15 protein-coding genes are annotated in these 15,421 nt (G+C 71.8%); 14 read left to right on the top strand and 1 reads right to left on the bottom strand.

Going from position 1 to position 15,421, the window contains the following annotated elements; translation table 11 throughout:
* Positions 1 to 9: 9 nt before the first annotated feature.
* The gene (gene hemW / locus ACIP6W_RS10915) at positions 10 to 1,245 is read left to right on the top strand and encodes a radical SAM family heme chaperone HemW (RefSeq protein ID WP_311205307.1); all 1,236 of its coding nucleotides are present in this window, start codon (positions 10 to 12) and stop codon (positions 1,243 to 1,245) included.
* A gap of 22 nt (positions 1,246 to 1,267) precedes the next feature.
* Here the strand turns inward: hemW and ACIP6W_RS10910 are convergent, their stop codons facing one another.
* Positions 1,268 to 1,711, bottom strand: a complete 444-nt coding sequence (locus ACIP6W_RS10910; protein WP_235426567.1) for a DUF4870 domain-containing protein — start codon at positions 1,709 to 1,711, stop codon at positions 1,268 to 1,270.
* A 108-nt stretch (positions 1,712 to 1,819) separates the two neighbouring features.
* Here ACIP6W_RS10910 and hrcA point away from each other — a divergent pair, with 108 nt between their 5' ends.
* From hrcA to leuA, 13 genes are all read left to right on the top strand, one after another.
* Positions 1,820 to 2,842, top strand: a complete 1,023-nt coding sequence (gene hrcA, locus ACIP6W_RS10905; RefSeq protein WP_066653856.1) for a heat-inducible transcriptional repressor HrcA — start codon at positions 1,820 to 1,822, stop codon at positions 2,840 to 2,842.
* Between the two features lie 111 nt (positions 2,843 to 2,953).
* Positions 2,954 to 4,066: a molecular chaperone DnaJ gene (dnaJ, locus tag ACIP6W_RS10900; protein ID WP_066653858.1), complete on the top strand. Its 1,113-nt coding sequence runs from the start codon at positions 2,954 to 2,956 to the stop codon at positions 4,064 to 4,066.
* Positions 4,066 to 4,812: a 16S rRNA (uracil(1498)-N(3))-methyltransferase gene (locus tag ACIP6W_RS10895; protein WP_066653860.1), complete on the top strand. Its 747-nt coding sequence runs from the start codon at positions 4,066 to 4,068 to the stop codon at positions 4,810 to 4,812. The genes dnaJ and ACIP6W_RS10895 overlap by 1 nt, the downstream gene beginning before the upstream one ends.
* A gap of 32 nt (positions 4,813 to 4,844) precedes the next feature.
* The gene (locus tag ACIP6W_RS10890; RefSeq protein WP_066653863.1) at positions 4,845 to 5,201 is read left to right on the top strand and encodes a histidine triad nucleotide-binding protein; all 357 of its coding nucleotides are present in this window, start codon (positions 4,845 to 4,847) and stop codon (positions 5,199 to 5,201) included.
* Between the two features lie 109 nt (positions 5,202 to 5,310).
* Entirely contained in the window at positions 5,311 to 6,372 is a 1,062-nt protein-coding gene (locus ACIP6W_RS10885; RefSeq protein ID WP_245171450.1) for a PhoH family protein, read from the top strand.
* On the top strand, positions 6,369 to 6,830 hold the full coding sequence (gene ybeY / locus ACIP6W_RS10880) for an rRNA maturation RNase YbeY (protein ID WP_066653869.1): 462 nt from the start codon (positions 6,369 to 6,371) through the stop codon (positions 6,828 to 6,830). Before ACIP6W_RS10885 ends, ybeY begins: the two co-directional genes overlap by 4 nt.
* 4 nt (positions 6,831 to 6,834) lie before the next feature.
* Positions 6,835 to 8,157, top strand: a complete 1,323-nt coding sequence (locus ACIP6W_RS10875; RefSeq protein WP_066653872.1) for a hemolysin family protein — start codon at positions 6,835 to 6,837, stop codon at positions 8,155 to 8,157.
* Complete coding sequence (era, locus tag ACIP6W_RS10870) at positions 8,154 to 9,134, top strand: GTPase Era (protein WP_311205310.1); 981 nt, start codon at positions 8,154 to 8,156, stop codon at positions 9,132 to 9,134. Before ACIP6W_RS10875 ends, era begins: the two co-directional genes overlap by 4 nt.
* Before the next feature lie 56 nt (positions 9,135 to 9,190).
* A complete protein-coding gene (locus tag ACIP6W_RS10865) occupies positions 9,191 to 10,426 on the top strand; it encodes a sensor histidine kinase (protein ID WP_144411283.1) in 1,236 nt (411 codons plus the stop codon).
* Positions 10,423 to 11,112, top strand: coding sequence for a response regulator (locus ACIP6W_RS10860; protein WP_066653881.1), 690 nt, complete (start codon positions 10,423 to 10,425; stop codon positions 11,110 to 11,112). The genes ACIP6W_RS10865 and ACIP6W_RS10860 overlap by 4 nt, the downstream gene beginning before the upstream one ends.
* Positions 11,113 to 11,248: 136 nt before the next feature.
* On the top strand, positions 11,249 to 12,001 hold the full coding sequence (locus ACIP6W_RS10855) for an ABC transporter ATP-binding protein (protein WP_251154955.1): 753 nt from the start codon (positions 11,249 to 11,251) through the stop codon (positions 11,999 to 12,001).
* Entirely contained in the window at positions 11,998 to 13,398 is a 1,401-nt protein-coding gene (locus tag ACIP6W_RS10850; protein ID WP_400429420.1) for an FtsX-like permease family protein, read from the top strand. The genes ACIP6W_RS10855 and ACIP6W_RS10850 overlap by 4 nt, the downstream gene beginning before the upstream one ends.
* 199 nt (positions 13,399 to 13,597) lie before the next feature.
* Positions 13,598 to 15,367: a 2-isopropylmalate synthase gene (gene leuA / locus ACIP6W_RS10845; protein ID WP_400429417.1), complete on the top strand. Its 1,770-nt coding sequence runs from the start codon at positions 13,598 to 13,600 to the stop codon at positions 15,365 to 15,367.
* Positions 15,368 to 15,421 lie beyond the last annotated feature (54 nt).

The following is a 15,421-nucleotide window of genomic DNA, read 5'->3' as shown; positions in this document are numbered from 1 at the left end:
ATGGAGTCCATGCCGAGTGCGCTCCCGATCGCCGATCCCGCTCCCGCGGACGGCCTGCTCACCCCTGGCCCCGGCGTCGGCGACGTCCCCTTCGGCGTCTACGTCCACGTGCCGTTCTGCCGGGTGCGGTGCGGCTACTGCGACTTCAACACCTACACGGCGTCCGAGCTGCGCGGGGTGCGCCGTGACGACTACGCCGGCCACGCGGTGCAGGAGATCCGGTGGGCGGCCGAGGTCCTCGACCGCTCCGGGGTGCCGCGACGCCCGGTCTCGACGGTGTTCTTCGGCGGTGGCACGCCGACGATGCTGCCGGCGGACGACCTGGTGATGATCCTCCGGGCGATCGACGACACGTGGGGCATCCTGCCGGGGGCGGAGGTCACCACCGAGGCGAACCCGGACTCCGTGGACGCGGACGCGATCGCGACCCTGCAGCGCGGCGGGTTCACCCGGATGAGCTACGGCATGCAGTCGGCCGTCCCGCACGTCCTCGCGACGCTCGACCGGACCCACGACCCCGAGCGGGTTCCGGTCGTGGTGGACCTCGCGAAGCAGCAGGGCCTCGACGTCAGCCTCGACCTCATCTACTCGACCCCGGGGGAGTCGCTCGACGACTGGCGCACCTCGCTCGAGGCCGCGCTGGCCTGCGCGCCCGACCACGTGTCGGCGTACTCGCTCATCGTCGAGGACGGCACGGCGATGGGGCGCATGGTGGCCCGCGGCGACCTGCCGGCCCCGGACGACGACCTCGCCGCCGACATGTACGAGCTCGCCGACCGGACCCTCGCCGACGCCGGGTACTCCTGGTACGAGGTCTCGAACTGGGCGCGCACCGACGAGGCCGGTGGTCCGGAGCGCCACGCGAGCCGACACAACCTGTCCTACTGGAAGGGCCACGACTGGTGGGGCGTCGGCCCGGGTGCGCACTCCGCGGTCGCCGGCACCCGCTGGTGGAACGTGAAGCACCCGGCCGCGTACGCGAACCGGGTGCTGGCCGGCGAGTCGCCCGCGGCGGGGCGCGAGACGCTCGACGCCGACACCCGGTACGTCGAACGGGTGCTGCTCGCCGCGCGCGTCCGCGGCGAGCTCACCACCGCGGAGCTCGGCCGGGAGGCACGTGGCCGGGTCGCCGGTCTCATCGCGCGTGGCCTCGTGGACGGCACGGCCGCGGTGCGGGGACGCATCGAGCTCACCCTGCAGGGCCGGCTGCTCGCGGACGCGGTCGTCCGCGAGCTGCTCGACTGACGCGCCGGCGGTCGCTCGCGCGCTACTGCTTGATGAACTCGATGGTGAGCGGGTAGCGGTAGAAGTCACCGCGGTTCGCCGCGAGGGCGGCCATGATCGCGAAGACGATCACGATCACGTACAGGATCGGCAGCAGCACGAGTCCGATGACGACGAACGCCAACAGGCTGCACACGAACCCGGCGATCGCCATCGTGATGTGGAAGTTCAGTGCCTGACGGGTGTGCTCCTTCACGAACTGCCCGCGGTCGCGCAGCACCAGGTAGGCGATGATCGGCACGACCAGGCTGAAGAAGATGCCGCCGACGTGCGTCAGCGTCGCCCAGAGTCGCTGGTCCTCCGGCGACATCGGCTGGGGCGGCGTGAAGCCGGCCGGGTACTGCGGTCCCTGCGGGTTCTGGGGTCCGCCCTGCTGCTGGCCGTAGCGGCCGTCCTGCGGGCCGCCCGGTTGCTGTCCGTAGCTCATGCCGTGAGCGTACCGGCGTGGGCCCCGGCGGTCCCGGTCGGTCGGCGGTCGGGCGTAGGATCAGCAGTCGACACGTCCGAGTGCCAGCATCGAACGGAAGGGGTCCGGATGGTCAGCGAACGCTCCCTCGAGGTCCTCAAGGCGATCGTGCGGGACTACGTCGCCTCGCGCGAGCCCGTCGGCTCGAAGACGATCGTCGAGCGCCACGCCTTCGGGGTCAGCGCCGCGACGATCCGCAACGACATGGCGCAGCTCGAGGACGAACAGCTGATCGTGGCGCCGCACACCTCGTCGGGGCGGGTGCCGACCGACAAGGGGTACCGACTCTTCGTCGACCACCTGGCCGCCGCCCGGCCGCTGTCGAGCGCGCAGCGCCACGCCATCGAGACCTTCCTCGGTACGCCGAACGACCTCGACGAGGTCCTCGGTCGCACGGTCCGCCTGCTCAGCCAGCTGACCAACCAGGTCGCGCTGGTGCAGTACCCGTCGATGGTGCGCGCACGCGTGCAGCACGTCGAGCTCGTCCGGCTCGGTGACACCCGCCTGATGGTCGTGCTCATCACCGACACCGCCCGGGTCGAGCAGCGCGTGGTCGAGACGGACGTCCCCCTCGACGAGGAGGCGCTCACCGAGCTCCGCACCGTCGTGAACGGGGCGAGCGTCGGGCTCCTGCTGCAGGACGTCCCGCGTGCCCTGCGCGAGGTGCCGCAGCAGCTCCGTCCGGACGCGCAGACCCTCGGCGGCGTCGTCGTCGCGACGCTCATCGAGCAGGTCGCGGCGAACCGGCAGGACCGCCTGGTCATGGCCGGCGCGGCGAACCTGGCGAAGAGCGAACGCGACTTCTCCGGCGGACTGTTCTCCGTGCTCGAGGCGATCGAGGAGCAGGTGACCCTGCTCCGCCTGTTCGGCGAGATGCAGGTGGACGACGTGGCCGTGGCAGCGAGCATCGGCGTCGAGAACGCCGAGTACGGCCTCGACGCGACGAGCATCGTCGCCGGTGGCTACCTCGCCGGCGGCGGAGCGGTCGCCCGACTCGGGGTCCTCGGCCCCACCCGCATGGACTACGGCACGAACATGGCCGCCGTCCGTGCGGTCGCACGGTACCTGTCCAAGCTGCTGGGCGAACATTGACCGGACCCTGCGCCCGACGCGCGGTGTCCAGCGGACCGGCTCCGCGCCTCCAGACCGGACCGCGGCGACCGCCGCGACCCACCGACCGAACCGAAACCGACTGAGGGAACCGTGGCAGACCACTACGACGTCCTCGGCGTCCAGCCGGACGCCTCCGATGCCGACATCAAGAAGGCCTACCGACGGCTGGCGCGCGAGCTCCACCCGGACGTCAACCCGAGCCCGGACGCGGCCGAGCGCTTCAAGGACGTGACGCACGCGTACGACGTGCTGAGCGACCCGGAGCAGCGCCGACGCTACGACGCCGGCCCGCAGGAGAGCCCCTTCGGCGGCGGTGCCGCCGGTGGCTTCAGCGACATCTTCGACGCCTTCTTCGGCGGGGGTGGCGGCGGCGGACGCGGCAACGGTCCGCGCAGCCGTGCCGAGCGCGGGCAGGACGCCCTGCTGCGCATCGAGGTCGACCTCGACGAGGTCGTCTTCGGCACCCACAAGGACGTCGAGGTCGACACGGCCGTCGTCTGCGACACGTGCCACGGCTCGTGCTGCGCGCCGGGGACCAGCCCCCGCACCTGCGACATCTGCGGTGGCTCCGGGCACATCCAGCGCCAGGTCCGCTCGCTCCTCGGCAACGTCGTGACCAGCGCGCCCTGCGGGACGTGCCGCGGCTACGGCACCGTCATCCCGAGTCCCTGCCCGACGTGCCAGGGCCAGGGGCGCGTCCGTGCCCGCCGGACCATCCCCGTCGACGTCCCCGCCGGCGTCGAGACCGGGCTGCGCCTGCAGATGCCGGGCCAGGGCGAGGTCGGACCCGCGGGCGGCCCGTCCGGCGACCTGTACCTCGAGGTCAAGGTGCGCCACCACGACGTCTACAGCCGCGACGGCGACGACCTGCTCGCGACGCTCGAGGTCCAGATGACCGATGCGATCCTCGGCGCGCACACGACGATCGACGGGCTCGACGGGCCGGTCGAGCTCGAGATCCGTCCGGGCGTGCAGAGCGCCGACGTCCTGGTCATCAAGGACCGCGGCGTGACGAAGCTGCGCGGCACCGGCCGGGGCGACCTCCGCGTCGGCGTGCAGGTCGTGACCCCGACCAAGCTCTCGCACAAGGAGCGTGGGCTCGTCGAGCAGCTCGCGAAGACGCACAAGGCACCGGGACCGCAGCTCGCACGCTTCCAGCAGGGCATGTTCGGCAAGCTCCGCGACCGCTTCTTCAACTTCTGATGGCATCGCTCTACCTCGTCGGTCCGGGGACCCTCGACGGCCTCGGCGCCGGTGACGCGGTGTCGCTCGACGGCGCGGAGGGCCGACACGCCGTCTCGGTCGCGCGGGTCCGCGTCGGCGAGACGCTGCGCCTCTCCGACGGCCGGGGCACGGTCGTCACGGGCGCGGTCGCGTCGACCGGCAAGGACACGCTGACCCTGACGGTCGCCGACGTCGACGTCGAGGCGGAACCGCGTCCGGCGCTGGTGCTCGTGCAGGCGCTCGCGAAGGGCGGGCGTGACGAGATGGCGGTGCAGGCAGCCACCGAGATCGGCGTCGACCGCATCGTCCCCTGGGCGGCAGCGCGCAGCGTGTCGCGGTGGGACGGCGCGAAGGTCGAGAAGGGACGCGCCCGGTGGGCGGCGATCGCGCAGGAGGCCGCGAAGCAGGCGGTCCGGTCGCGCGTCCCGACGGTGGACGCACCGGTGACGACGGCGCAGCTGGCCGCGGTCGGCCGGGAGGCGCGGCGTGCGCTGGTCGTGCTGGACCCGGTCGGCGCGGTGCGGCTCTCGGCGTGGGAGCCGCCGGCCGACGTCGACGAGATCGTCCTGGTCGTCGGACCCGAGGGCGGGATCGACGGTCCCGAGTTCGACCGGCTCGAGGCCGCCGGCGCCGTCCGCGTGCGGCTCGGGGACACCGTGCTCCGCACCTCGACCGCCGGACCGTCCGCCCTGGCCGTCCTGCAGACCATGCTCGGGCGCTGGTAGCGGCGTCGGAGGCGGGTCCTACGATGGTCTCCATGAGCAGCAGCGAGCCGAGCATCTTCTCGAGGATCGTCGCGCGCGAGGTCCCCGCGACCATCGTGGCCGAGGACGACCGGGTGATCGCGTTCGAGGACATCGCCCCGAAGGCACCCGTCCACGTGCTCGTGGTGCCCAAGACCGAGGAGTACCGCGACGTCACCGAGCTCGCCGCCGGTGACCCCGAGCTGCTGGCGCACGTCGTCGCGACCGCCCGCCGCATCGCGGACGAGCGGGCCGGCGGCCAGTTCCGTCTCGTCTTCAACACCGGCGAAGCCGCCGGTCAGACCGTGTTCCACGTGCACGCGCACGTCCTCGCAGGTGATCTGCACGAAGGGAATCTCCTTGCCGGTTGACGACTCCGTCCACCCCGCGTCCGACGCGCCCGCACCGGACCGACCCACGACCCGACCCGTGTCCGACCCGTCCGACGTCGTCGTCGACATCCGGGTCGACGGCATCGCGATGGTCCAGCTCCTCGGCCCGCAGGACCGCCTGCTCAAGACGGTCGAGCGGCAGTACCCGGGCGTCCGGGTGCTCGTCCGCGGCAACGAGGTCTCGCTCACCGGACCCGAGCGCGACGTCGCCCGTGCCCACGCGCTCGTCGACGAGCTCGTCGGCATGGTGAAGCGCGGGCAGGACATCGGTCCGGCCGACATCCCGACGTCGGCGCGGATCCTCGACGAGGACCGCAAGCCCTCGGACACGTTCGGCACCCCGATCGTGGCGAGCCGCGGCAAGTCGGTGCGGCCGAAGACCGACGGGCAGCGCGCCTACGTCGACGCCATCGACCAGCACACCATCACCTTCGGCATCGGCCCCGCGGGCACCGGCAAGACCTACCTGGCGATGGCGAAGGCCGTCCAGGCACTGCAGCGGCGCGAGGTCACCCGCATCATCCTGACCCGTCCCGCGGTCGAGGCGGGCGAGCGGCTCGGGTTCCTGCCGGGCACGCTGACCGACAAGATCGACCCCTACCTGCGCCCGCTGTACGACGCCCTCAACGAGATGATGGACCCCGAGCTGGTCCCGAAGCTGCTGGCAGCCGGCACCGTCGAGGTCGCACCGCTGGCGTACATGCGCGGGCGGACGCTGAACGACTCGTTCGTGATCCTCGACGAGGCGCAGAACACCACGCCCGAGCAGATGAAGATGTTCCTGACGCGCCTCGGCTTCGGCTCGAAGATGGTCGTCACCGGTGACATCACGCAGGTCGACCTGCCCGGCAACCTGTCGGGTCTCCGGCTCGTCACGCGGATCCTGGGCGACGTCGACGACATCCACTTCGCCCGGCTCGGCAGCGAGGACGTCGTCCGCCACACCCTGGTCGGACGGATCGTCGACGCCTACACCGTGTACGACGAGGAACGTCTGGCGGAGCAGGCCGGGCACCGTCCCGCCGGCCGGGGGACCGCGCCGACGGGCAACCCCGCCGGAGCGAACCGAGCCGAGCGTCGCGGGCGCCCGCCGCAGGACCGCCAGCAGTCCACGTACCCCCAGAACGACGCCCGAGGAGGCAACCGGTGAGCATCGAGCTCAACAACGAGTCGGGTGTCGAGGTCGACGAACAGGCCGTCCAGCGCCTCGCCGCCTTCGCGCTCGACGCGCTGCACGTCCACGCGGACGCGGAGCTCGCGATCGTCCTGGTCGACGAGGGCGCGATGGAGCAGCTGCACGTCCGGTGGATGGACGAGCCGGGTCCGACGGACGTCCTGAGCTTCCCGATGGACGAGCTCCGTCCGGGGACCGAGGACGAGCCGACACCGGCCGGGCTGCTCGGCGACATCGTCGTGTGCCCGCAGGTCGCCGCCGAGCAGGCGAAGACCGCGGGGCACACCACCACCGACGAGATGCTGCTGCTCACGTGCCACGGCATCCTCCACCTGCTCGGCTTCGACCACGCCGAGCCGGAGGAGAAGGCCGAGATGTTCGGGCTGCAGGGCGAGATCCTCTCCGCCTTCGCGGCACAGCGACGCGGGCGGTGACCTGATGGTGCTCGTCGCCGTCCTGCTCGCGGCGGCGTTCGTCCTGGTCGTCGTCGGCGGTCTGCTCGCCGCGTCCGACGCCGCGCTCACCGTGCTGTCCCGCGCCGACCTCGACGAGATCGCCCGTGGCAGCCGTAACCGTCGTGCGATCGAGGCCGTGGCCGACGACGTCGGCGCGCACGTCAACGCCCTGAACTTCGTCCGCGTGCTCGCCGAGACCGCCGCCGCGGTGCTCGTCACGATCGCCCTCGTCACGGTGTTCGACACCTGGTGGGTGGCCCTGGTCGTGTCCGCTGCGATCATGACGGCCGTGTCGTTCGTGCTCGTCGGGTCGAGCCCGCGCAGCGTCGGACGCGCACACGCCGAGCGCCTCATCGGCGCCACCGGAGGACTCGTGCGCGCCGTCCGGATCGTGCTCGGTCCGCTCGCCGGGCTCCTCGTCGCGATCGGGGACCGGGTGACCCCCGGCCGTGGCCGCAGCGCATCGACGGTGTCGAGCGAGGAGCAGCTGCTCTCGCTCGTCGACGAGGCGACCGAGAGCAACGTGCTCGCACAGGACGACCGCGAGCTCATCCACTCGGTCTTCGAGTTCAGCGACACCCTGGTGCGCGAGGTCATGGTGCCCCGGACCGACATGCTCACGGTCGACGGGGAGGCCACCCTGGCCGCGGGGATGGAACGGTTCCTGGTCGCCGGCGTCTCGCGCATGCCGGTCACCGGTAAGGACAGCGACGACGTGCTCGGCGTGCTCTACCTGCGCGACGTCTCCCGCGCCCTGTACGAGCAGCCCGGCAGCGAGCGGGAACCGGTGACGGCGCTGCTGCGACCGGCCGAGTTCGTCCCCGAGTCGAAGCCCGCGGACGACACCCTCCGGCACATGCAGGTCGCCAAGAACCACCTGGTGCTCGTGGTCGACGAGTACGGCGGCGTCGCCGGGCTCGTGACGATGGAGGACCTCATCGAGGAACTCGTCGGCGACATCTCCGACGAGTACGACCGCACCGTGGTCGACCGGACCGAGGTCGGCCCGGGCGTCTGGCGCATCTCCGCCCGCATGCCGATCGACGAGCTCGGCGACCTCTTCGGCGTCGAGCTCGAGGACGACGACGTCGACACCGCCGGTGGCCTGCTGACGAAGGAGCTCGGCCGGCTGCCGGTCCGCGGCGAGCAGGTCACCGTCTCCGGGGTCGCGCTGACCGCCGACCGTGTCGAGGGCAAGCGCCGCCACCTGATCACCGTCCTGGCCGAGCGGAGCGCCGCCCTGCAGGACGCCGAGGACGCCCTCGACGAGACCACTCCGAGCACGACGGGAACCCCGAACGCATGACCGACCACGAACCCGACCACGGCACCGACACGGGTACGGACACCGACGCGACCACGGGGACCGACACACCGGGCCAGCCGTACCGCGCCGGCTTCGTCTCCTTCGTCGGGCGTCCGAACGTCGGCAAGTCGACGCTGACGAACGCCCTGGTCGGCGAGAAGGTCGCGATCACCTCGTCGAAGCCCCAGACCACGCGACGCGCCATCCGGGGCATCGTGCACCGGCCCGACGGCCAGGTCATCATCGTCGACACCCCCGGCGTGCACCGCCCCCGCACCCTGCTCGGCGAACGGCTCAACGACCTCGTGCAGTCGACGCTCGGTGACGTCGACGTGATCGGCTTCTGCGTGCCGGCCGACGAGCCGATCGGGCCGGGCGACAGGTTCATCAACGAGTCGCTCGACCAGTACCCGCGGGCGCGGAAGATCGCGATCGTCACGAAGATCGACGGCACCCCGAAGGACCGCGTCGGCGAGCAGCTCCTCGCGGTGTCCCAGCTGCGGGAGTGGGACACGATCATCCCGACGTCGGGGACGAAGGGCCTGCAGCTCGAGGTGCTGCTCGCCGAGATCACGAAGCTGCTGCCCGAGTCGCCGCAGCTGTACGACGCTTCCACCGTCACCGAGGAGACCGACGAGGACCGCATCGCCGAGCTCGTCCGCGAGGCCGCGCTCGAGGGCGTCCGCGACGAGCTGCCGCACTCGCTCGCGGTCGTCATCGAGGACGTCGTCGAGCCCGACGACGAGGACGACCCCGACGGACCGCTGCGGATCTTCGCGAACCTGTTCGTCGAGCGCGACAGCCAGAAGGCGATCGTCATCGGCCGCGGCGGGGAACGGCTGAAGGACGTCGGATCCCGGGCGCGCGCGGAGATCGAGTCGCTGCTCGGCGGTCGCCACGTCTACCTGAACATCCGTGTCAAGGTCGCCAAGGAGTGGCAGCGCGACCCGAAGCAGCTCGGCCGTCTGGGCTTCTGATCCGGGTCATCCCCTGGTCGGACGCGCGTCCTCCGGCCGCGTCGTACCGTGGGGTGGTGTTCCGCCCCCTGCTGCGCGCGCAGCTCGTCACCGACGTCACCACAGCGGTGCTGCTCGGCGGGCTGCTGACGCTCCTGCGTGCGTCCGCCGACCTGCCGTCCCTCTGGCTGGTGACGGTGGTCGGACTGAGCATCGCCCTCGCGATCCGTCGACTGTCGCCGGGGCTGTCGCTCGCACTCTCGTGGGTGATCGCCGTCTTCGAGATGGTGACCATGCAGGTGCCGGACTACTCGAACGCGCTGCTCGCCGGCGTGCTCTTCACCACGAGCGCCTACGGCAGCAAGCGCGTCCGCATCGCCGGCCTGGTCTCGGCCATCGGCGGATCCGCGGTCGCGGCGGCGTACGTCGGGCTGTACGACCACCAGCGCCGCTCCGGCATCGAGACCGCCTCGTCGCCCACGCTCGAGACCCTGCAGGTCGTGCTCGCGACGTTCGCCGGCGTCCTGCTGCTGCTCCTGCTGCCGTGGCTCGCCGGACTCGTCCGCCGCGCCCGCCGGTCCGCGAGCATGAGCCGGGAGGCCCAGCTGGTCGCCGAACGGGATGCCGCACGCGCCGACCGTGCGGTCGCGGTCGAGCAGGAGCGGGTGCGGATCGCCCGCGACATGCACGACATCGTCGCGCACTCGCTGGCTGTCGTCATCGCCCAGGCGGACGGGGCACGCTACGCCGCCAAGACCGACCCCGCGATCGCGGACCAGGCGCTCGAGACCATCTCGAGCACCGCTCGCAGTGCCCTCGGTGACGTCCGCGAGCTGCTCGGCGCCCTGCGGCACGAGCAGGGGACCGCCCCGACGCCCGAGGCAGCCGACCTCGAGGTGCTCGTGGCCGAGATGCGCGAGGTCGGCCTCGACGTCCGTGTGGACCGGGAAGGCGACCCGACCGGTCTGCCCACGACGACCCAGCTCGCCGTGTACCGGATCGTCCAGGAGAGCCTGACGAACGCGTGGAAGCACGGGGAGAGCGGGACACCGGTCCACACCGCGCTGACCTACCGTCCCGACACCGTCGAGATCACCGTCGTGAACCGGCGCGCCGACGACGGCTCCAGCGGTCCCGGCACCGGGCACGGACTGGTCGGCATGCGCGAGCGTGTCACGATGACCGGGGGGTCGATGACGGCTGGGCACCGCGGTGACGACTTCGTGGTGGCCGTGCGCATGCCCGCGGTCCCCGCGAGCGGCCAGTTCCCCCGCGGCCGTATCACCCAGATGGAGCAGGAGCGCACCAGATGACCACGTCCCAGCCGACCGGTGGCCCGATCCGGGTCGCCCTCGTCGACGACCAGGCGCTCTTCCGCACCGGGATCCGGATGCTCATCGACTCACAGCCCGACCTGCAGTTCGTCGGTGAGGCCGGCGACGGGGCCGAGGGCGCCGAGCTCGTGCGGCGCACCGGGGCGGACGTGGTGCTCATGGACGTCCGGATGCCCGTGATGGACGGGATCACCGCGACCGCACGGATCGTCGAGCAGGGCGGGGCAGACGCCGCGAAGGTGCTCGTGCTCACCACCTTCGACTTCGACGAGGCTGCCGCGAAGGCGATCCGGGCGGGCGCGAGCGGCTTCGTGCTCAAGGATGCCGACCCGGAGTTCCTGCTCGCCGCGGTCCGGACCGTGCACGCCGGCACCGCCGTGTTCGCCGCCTCCGCCACCCGCGAGCTCCTCCGCCGGTACGACGACGGCGCGGCCCAGGCCGCCGCGGTGCCCGCCGCCTTCGCCGAGCTGACGCCCCGTGAGCGGGAGATCTTCGACCTCGCGGCACGCGGGTACAGCAACAGCGAGATCGCCCAGCACGAGTACGTCAGCGAGGCGACGGTGAAGACGCACATCTCGCGCGTGCTCAGCAAGCTCGACCTGCGGGACCGCGTCCGGCTCGTCGTGTTCGCGCACGAGCACGGGCTGGTGCCCAGGGCCGACTGACCCCGGCGTCGACCGGCGGAGCGACCCGCCGTCATCCGACAGGATGACCCCTCCACAGCACGTCGAGCCGAGCGGACCATCCACAGGAGCCGCGCGACGGACGCGGGACGCGCCTCCCGGCCGCCAGGCTCGGAGCATGACCACCAACCACACCCCGATCATCCGGCTCGACCACGTGTCCAAGCACTACGGCGACGCCGCCCGCCGCGTCACCGCGCTCGACGACGTCAGCGTCGACATCGGGGCGGGGGAGTTCACCGCCGTGATGGGGCCGTCGGGCTCCGGCAAGTCGACGCTCATGCACGTCGCCGCGGGGCTCGACGCGGTGAGCACCGGGCGGATCACGATCGACGGGGTCGACATCACCGGCCTCGGGGACCGCGAGCTCACCGAACTGCGCCGTCGCCGGCTCGGGTTCGTGTTCCAGTCCTTCAACCTCGTCCCGACGCTCGACGTGCGGGAGAACATCCGGCTGCCGTTCCTGCTCGGTGGGCACCAGCCGAGCCGGGACGAGTCGGCGTGGATCGACCGGCTCGTCGACCTGCTCGGCCTGGGTGACCGTCTGACCCACCGGCCGCACCAACTCTCCGGCGGACAGCAGCAGCGCGTCGCGATCGCGCGTGCGCTCGCGTCGCGTCCCGCCGTGGTGGTCGCGGACGAGCCGACGGGCGCCCTCGACTCACGCACCGGGCGTGACGTCCTCGCGATCCTCCGCGGCGCCGTGCAGGAGTGGGGGCAGAGCGTCGTCATGGTCACGCACGACCCGACGGCCGCCGCGAACGCGGACCGCATCCTCTTCCTCGCCGACGGGCGGATCGTGGACGACCGCCCGTCGATGACCGCCGCCGAGATCTCGGCGACGATGCTCGGGATGGAGGCAGCCGCGTGACCGGCCTGCGCACGTTCGCCCCGACGGTCCTCGTCGCAGCCCTCGGCACGACGTTCGGGTCCGCCCTCGTCATCGCTCCCGGCATCGTGACCCAGGCGATGGCTGCCGCGGGTCTCGACGACCTCGCACCCGTCCGGGCGATCCTGTCCGTCGTCGGGTGGCTCTTCCTCGGCATCGCCCTCTACGTCGGTGCGATCGTGACGGCGAACACCTGCGCCACGATCATCGCGGGGCAGACCCGCACGATCGCCCTCCAGCGGTTGATCGGGGCGACGGGCGCCACCCTGCGTGCCCGGACGACCCGCACCGGCCTCGTCGTCGGTGCCGTCGGCGGCGCGGTGGGCACCGTCGTCGGCACCGGGCTGTCCGCGTGCTTCGTCGCGGTCCTGCGGAGCACCGGCTTCCTCCCGGACACCACCTACACGCTCGTCCCGTGGGAACTCGTGCTGCCGCTCGTCGCCGTGGTCCTGGCGACCTGGGGCGCGTTCGCGGTCGGGTCCCGCCGGGTGCTGACGGTCACGCCGCTGCAGGCGCTGTCATCGACCGTCGAGCCGAGCCACGCCGACGTCCGGTCGGGCCGGGCGCGGACGGTCTGGGCGGTCCTGCTCATGACGGTCGGTGCGCTGCTGATGGTGCTCGGTCTCGTCCTCAGCCCCGCCACGCCCGCGGCCGTCCTGCCGGCGGCCCTCGGCGGGTTCGTCTCCTTCGCCGGGGTCGCGGTCGGCGCGACGATCGTGATGCCCCCGGTCCTGCAGCTCATCGGCCGGATCGGGTCGCGTGACCCGGTCGTCCTGCTCGCCGGTCGCAACGCGATGCGGGCACCGGGCCGGTCGTCACGGGCCACCATCGGGCTCGTCATCGGCGTGACCCTGCTCGTCACCTTCGCGGTCGCGCTCGGGATCATGCAGCACGTGGTCGAGACCCAGATGGCGGCGATGGGCGACGGTTCCCTGTCGGCGGACGCGGTCCAGGCGCAGCGGGACTTCTTCGTGCAGCTGAACGCCGTCGTGAGCGTGATCGTCGGGTTCTCCGCGGTGATCGCCGCGGTCGGCGTCGTGAACGCCCTCGCGCTCGGCGTGCTCCAGCGTCGTCGTGAGCTCGGCCTGCTGCGCGTCCTCGGGCTGACCGCGGCGCAGGTCCGCCGCATGATCGTGACCGAGGCCGTGCAGATGGTCGTCGCCGCGGTCGTCACCGGACTCGTCCTCGGCACCCTGTACGGCTGGGTCGGCGGGCAGACGATGCTCGGCTCGCTCGGGACGGTCGTCACGCCCGTGCTGCCGCCGCTGACCGTCGCGGTCGTGGTGGTGGGGGCCCTCGTGCTCGCGGTCGTCGCCACGGTCGCACCGGTCCGGCGGGCCATGCGGGTGTCACCGACCGAGGCGCTCGCCGTCGACTGACCGCACGGGTCGGGAGGAGCGTCCGGGACGTCATCCACTTGCACCGCGCTGGTGTACCAGTGCTACGGTGGCAGCGATGTACTCGGCGCTCCTCCTCCTTCGCTGCCGCGACGAGGCCTGACACACGGCCCACCTCGTCGCGGAGTCCGTCGTGGCCCCCCACAGCGCCGATGCCGGCGAGACGACGAAAGCGACGACCATGCAGAACACCCAGCGCCCCTCCGGGATGCCGATCCACAAGTACGTTCCCTTCCACGAGCAGATCCGCGTCGACCTGCCCGACCGCACCTGGCCGACGAAGCGCATCGACCGGGCGCCTCGGTGGTGCGCGGTGGACCTCCGCGACGGCAACCAGGCCCTGATCGACCCGATGGACTCCGAGCGCAAGCGGGCCATGTTCGACCTGCTCGTCCGGATGGGCTACAAGGAGATCGAGGTCGGCTTCCCGAGCGCATCGCAGACCGACTTCGACTTCGTCCGGTCGCTCATCGAGGACGGCGCGATCCCGGACGACGTCACGATCCAGGTGCTGACCCAGGCGCGTGAGCACCTCATCGACCGCACGTACGAGGCGATCGACGGGGCGAAGCAGGCCATCGTGCACCTCTACAACTCGACGTCCATCGTCCAGCGCGAGGTCGTCTTCCGCACCGACGTGCAGGGCGTCGTCGGCATCGCCGTCGTGGGCGCCCGGATGTGCAAGGCGGCCGAGGCCCGGCTGCAGCACGGCACGCAGGTGTTCTACGAGTACTCGCCGGAGTCCTACACGGGCACCGAGCTCGAGGTCGCGGCGCAGATCTGCAACGCCGTGCTGGAGGTCTTCGAGCCGACCCCCGACCGCAAGGTGATCATCAACCTCCCGGCGACGGTCGAGATGGCCACGCCCAACGTCTACGCCGACTCGATCGAGTGGATGTCGCGCAACCTCGACCACCGCGAGGACGTCATCCTGTCGCTGCACCCGCACAACGACCGCGGCACCGCCGTCGCCGCCGCCGAGCTCGGCTACATGGCCGGGGCGGACCGCATCGAGGGGTGCCTGTTCGGCAACGGCGAGCGCACCGGCAACGTGGACCTCGTCGCCCTCGGCATGAACCTGTTCACGCAGGGCATCGACCCCGAGGTCGACTTCTCGGACATCGACCAGGTCAAGCGCACCGTCGAGTACTGCAACCAGCTGCCGGTGCCCGAGCGGCAGCCCTGGGCCGGCGACCTGGTCTACACGGCGTTCAGCGGTTCGCACCAGGACGCCATCAACAAGGGCTTCGAGGCGATGCAGGCCAAGGCCTCCGCCGCGGGGAAGTCCGTCGACGACATCGCCTGGGCGGTGCCGTACCTGCCCGTCGACCCGAAGGACATCGGCCGCTCGTACGAGGCCGTCATCCGCGTCAACTCGCAGTCCGGCAAGGGCGGCGTCGCGTACCTGCTCAAGACCGACCACGCGATCGACCTGCCCCGCAAGCTGCAGATCGAGTTCTCCGGCGTGGTGCAGCAGCGCACCGACACCGAGGGCGGCGAGTTCTCGTCCGACCGGATCTGGGACCTGTTCCGCGACGAGTACCTGCCCGCCGACGACGAGTCGGACAAGTGGGGCCGGTACGAGATCACGAAGACGGCGACGTCGAGCGACTTCGACGGCACCACGGAGCTCCACGTCGCGATGCGTGTCGACGAGGGGTCCGTCGCCGCCGATGCAGTCGGCACCGGTCCGGTCGACGCGTTCCTCACCGTCATGCGGGAGCAGGGCGTCGCGGTCACGCTGTACGACTACTCCGAGCACACGATGAGCGCCTCGGGTGACGCGAAGGCCGCCGCCTACGTCGAGCTCGACGTGGACGGCACCCGGCTGTGGGGCGTCGGGATCGACGCCGACATCGCGACCGCCTCGCTCAAGGCGATCGTCTCCGCGGTGAACCGGGCCGTACGCGCCGGAGCCGCGACCGGGACGCCGGAGCTGGTCACGGCGTAGGACGCCAGCGCTCTCGGGAGGCGCGGTGCGGGTCCGTCCCACACCGCGCCTCCC

The organism is Curtobacterium sp. NPDC088465 (assembly GCF_044753165.1).
Taxonomy (GTDB): Bacteria; Actinomycetota; Actinomycetes; order Actinomycetales; family Microbacteriaceae; genus Curtobacterium.
Note: the sequence above shows the minus strand (reverse complement) of the source record. Positions and strands in the feature narration are given on the sequence as shown.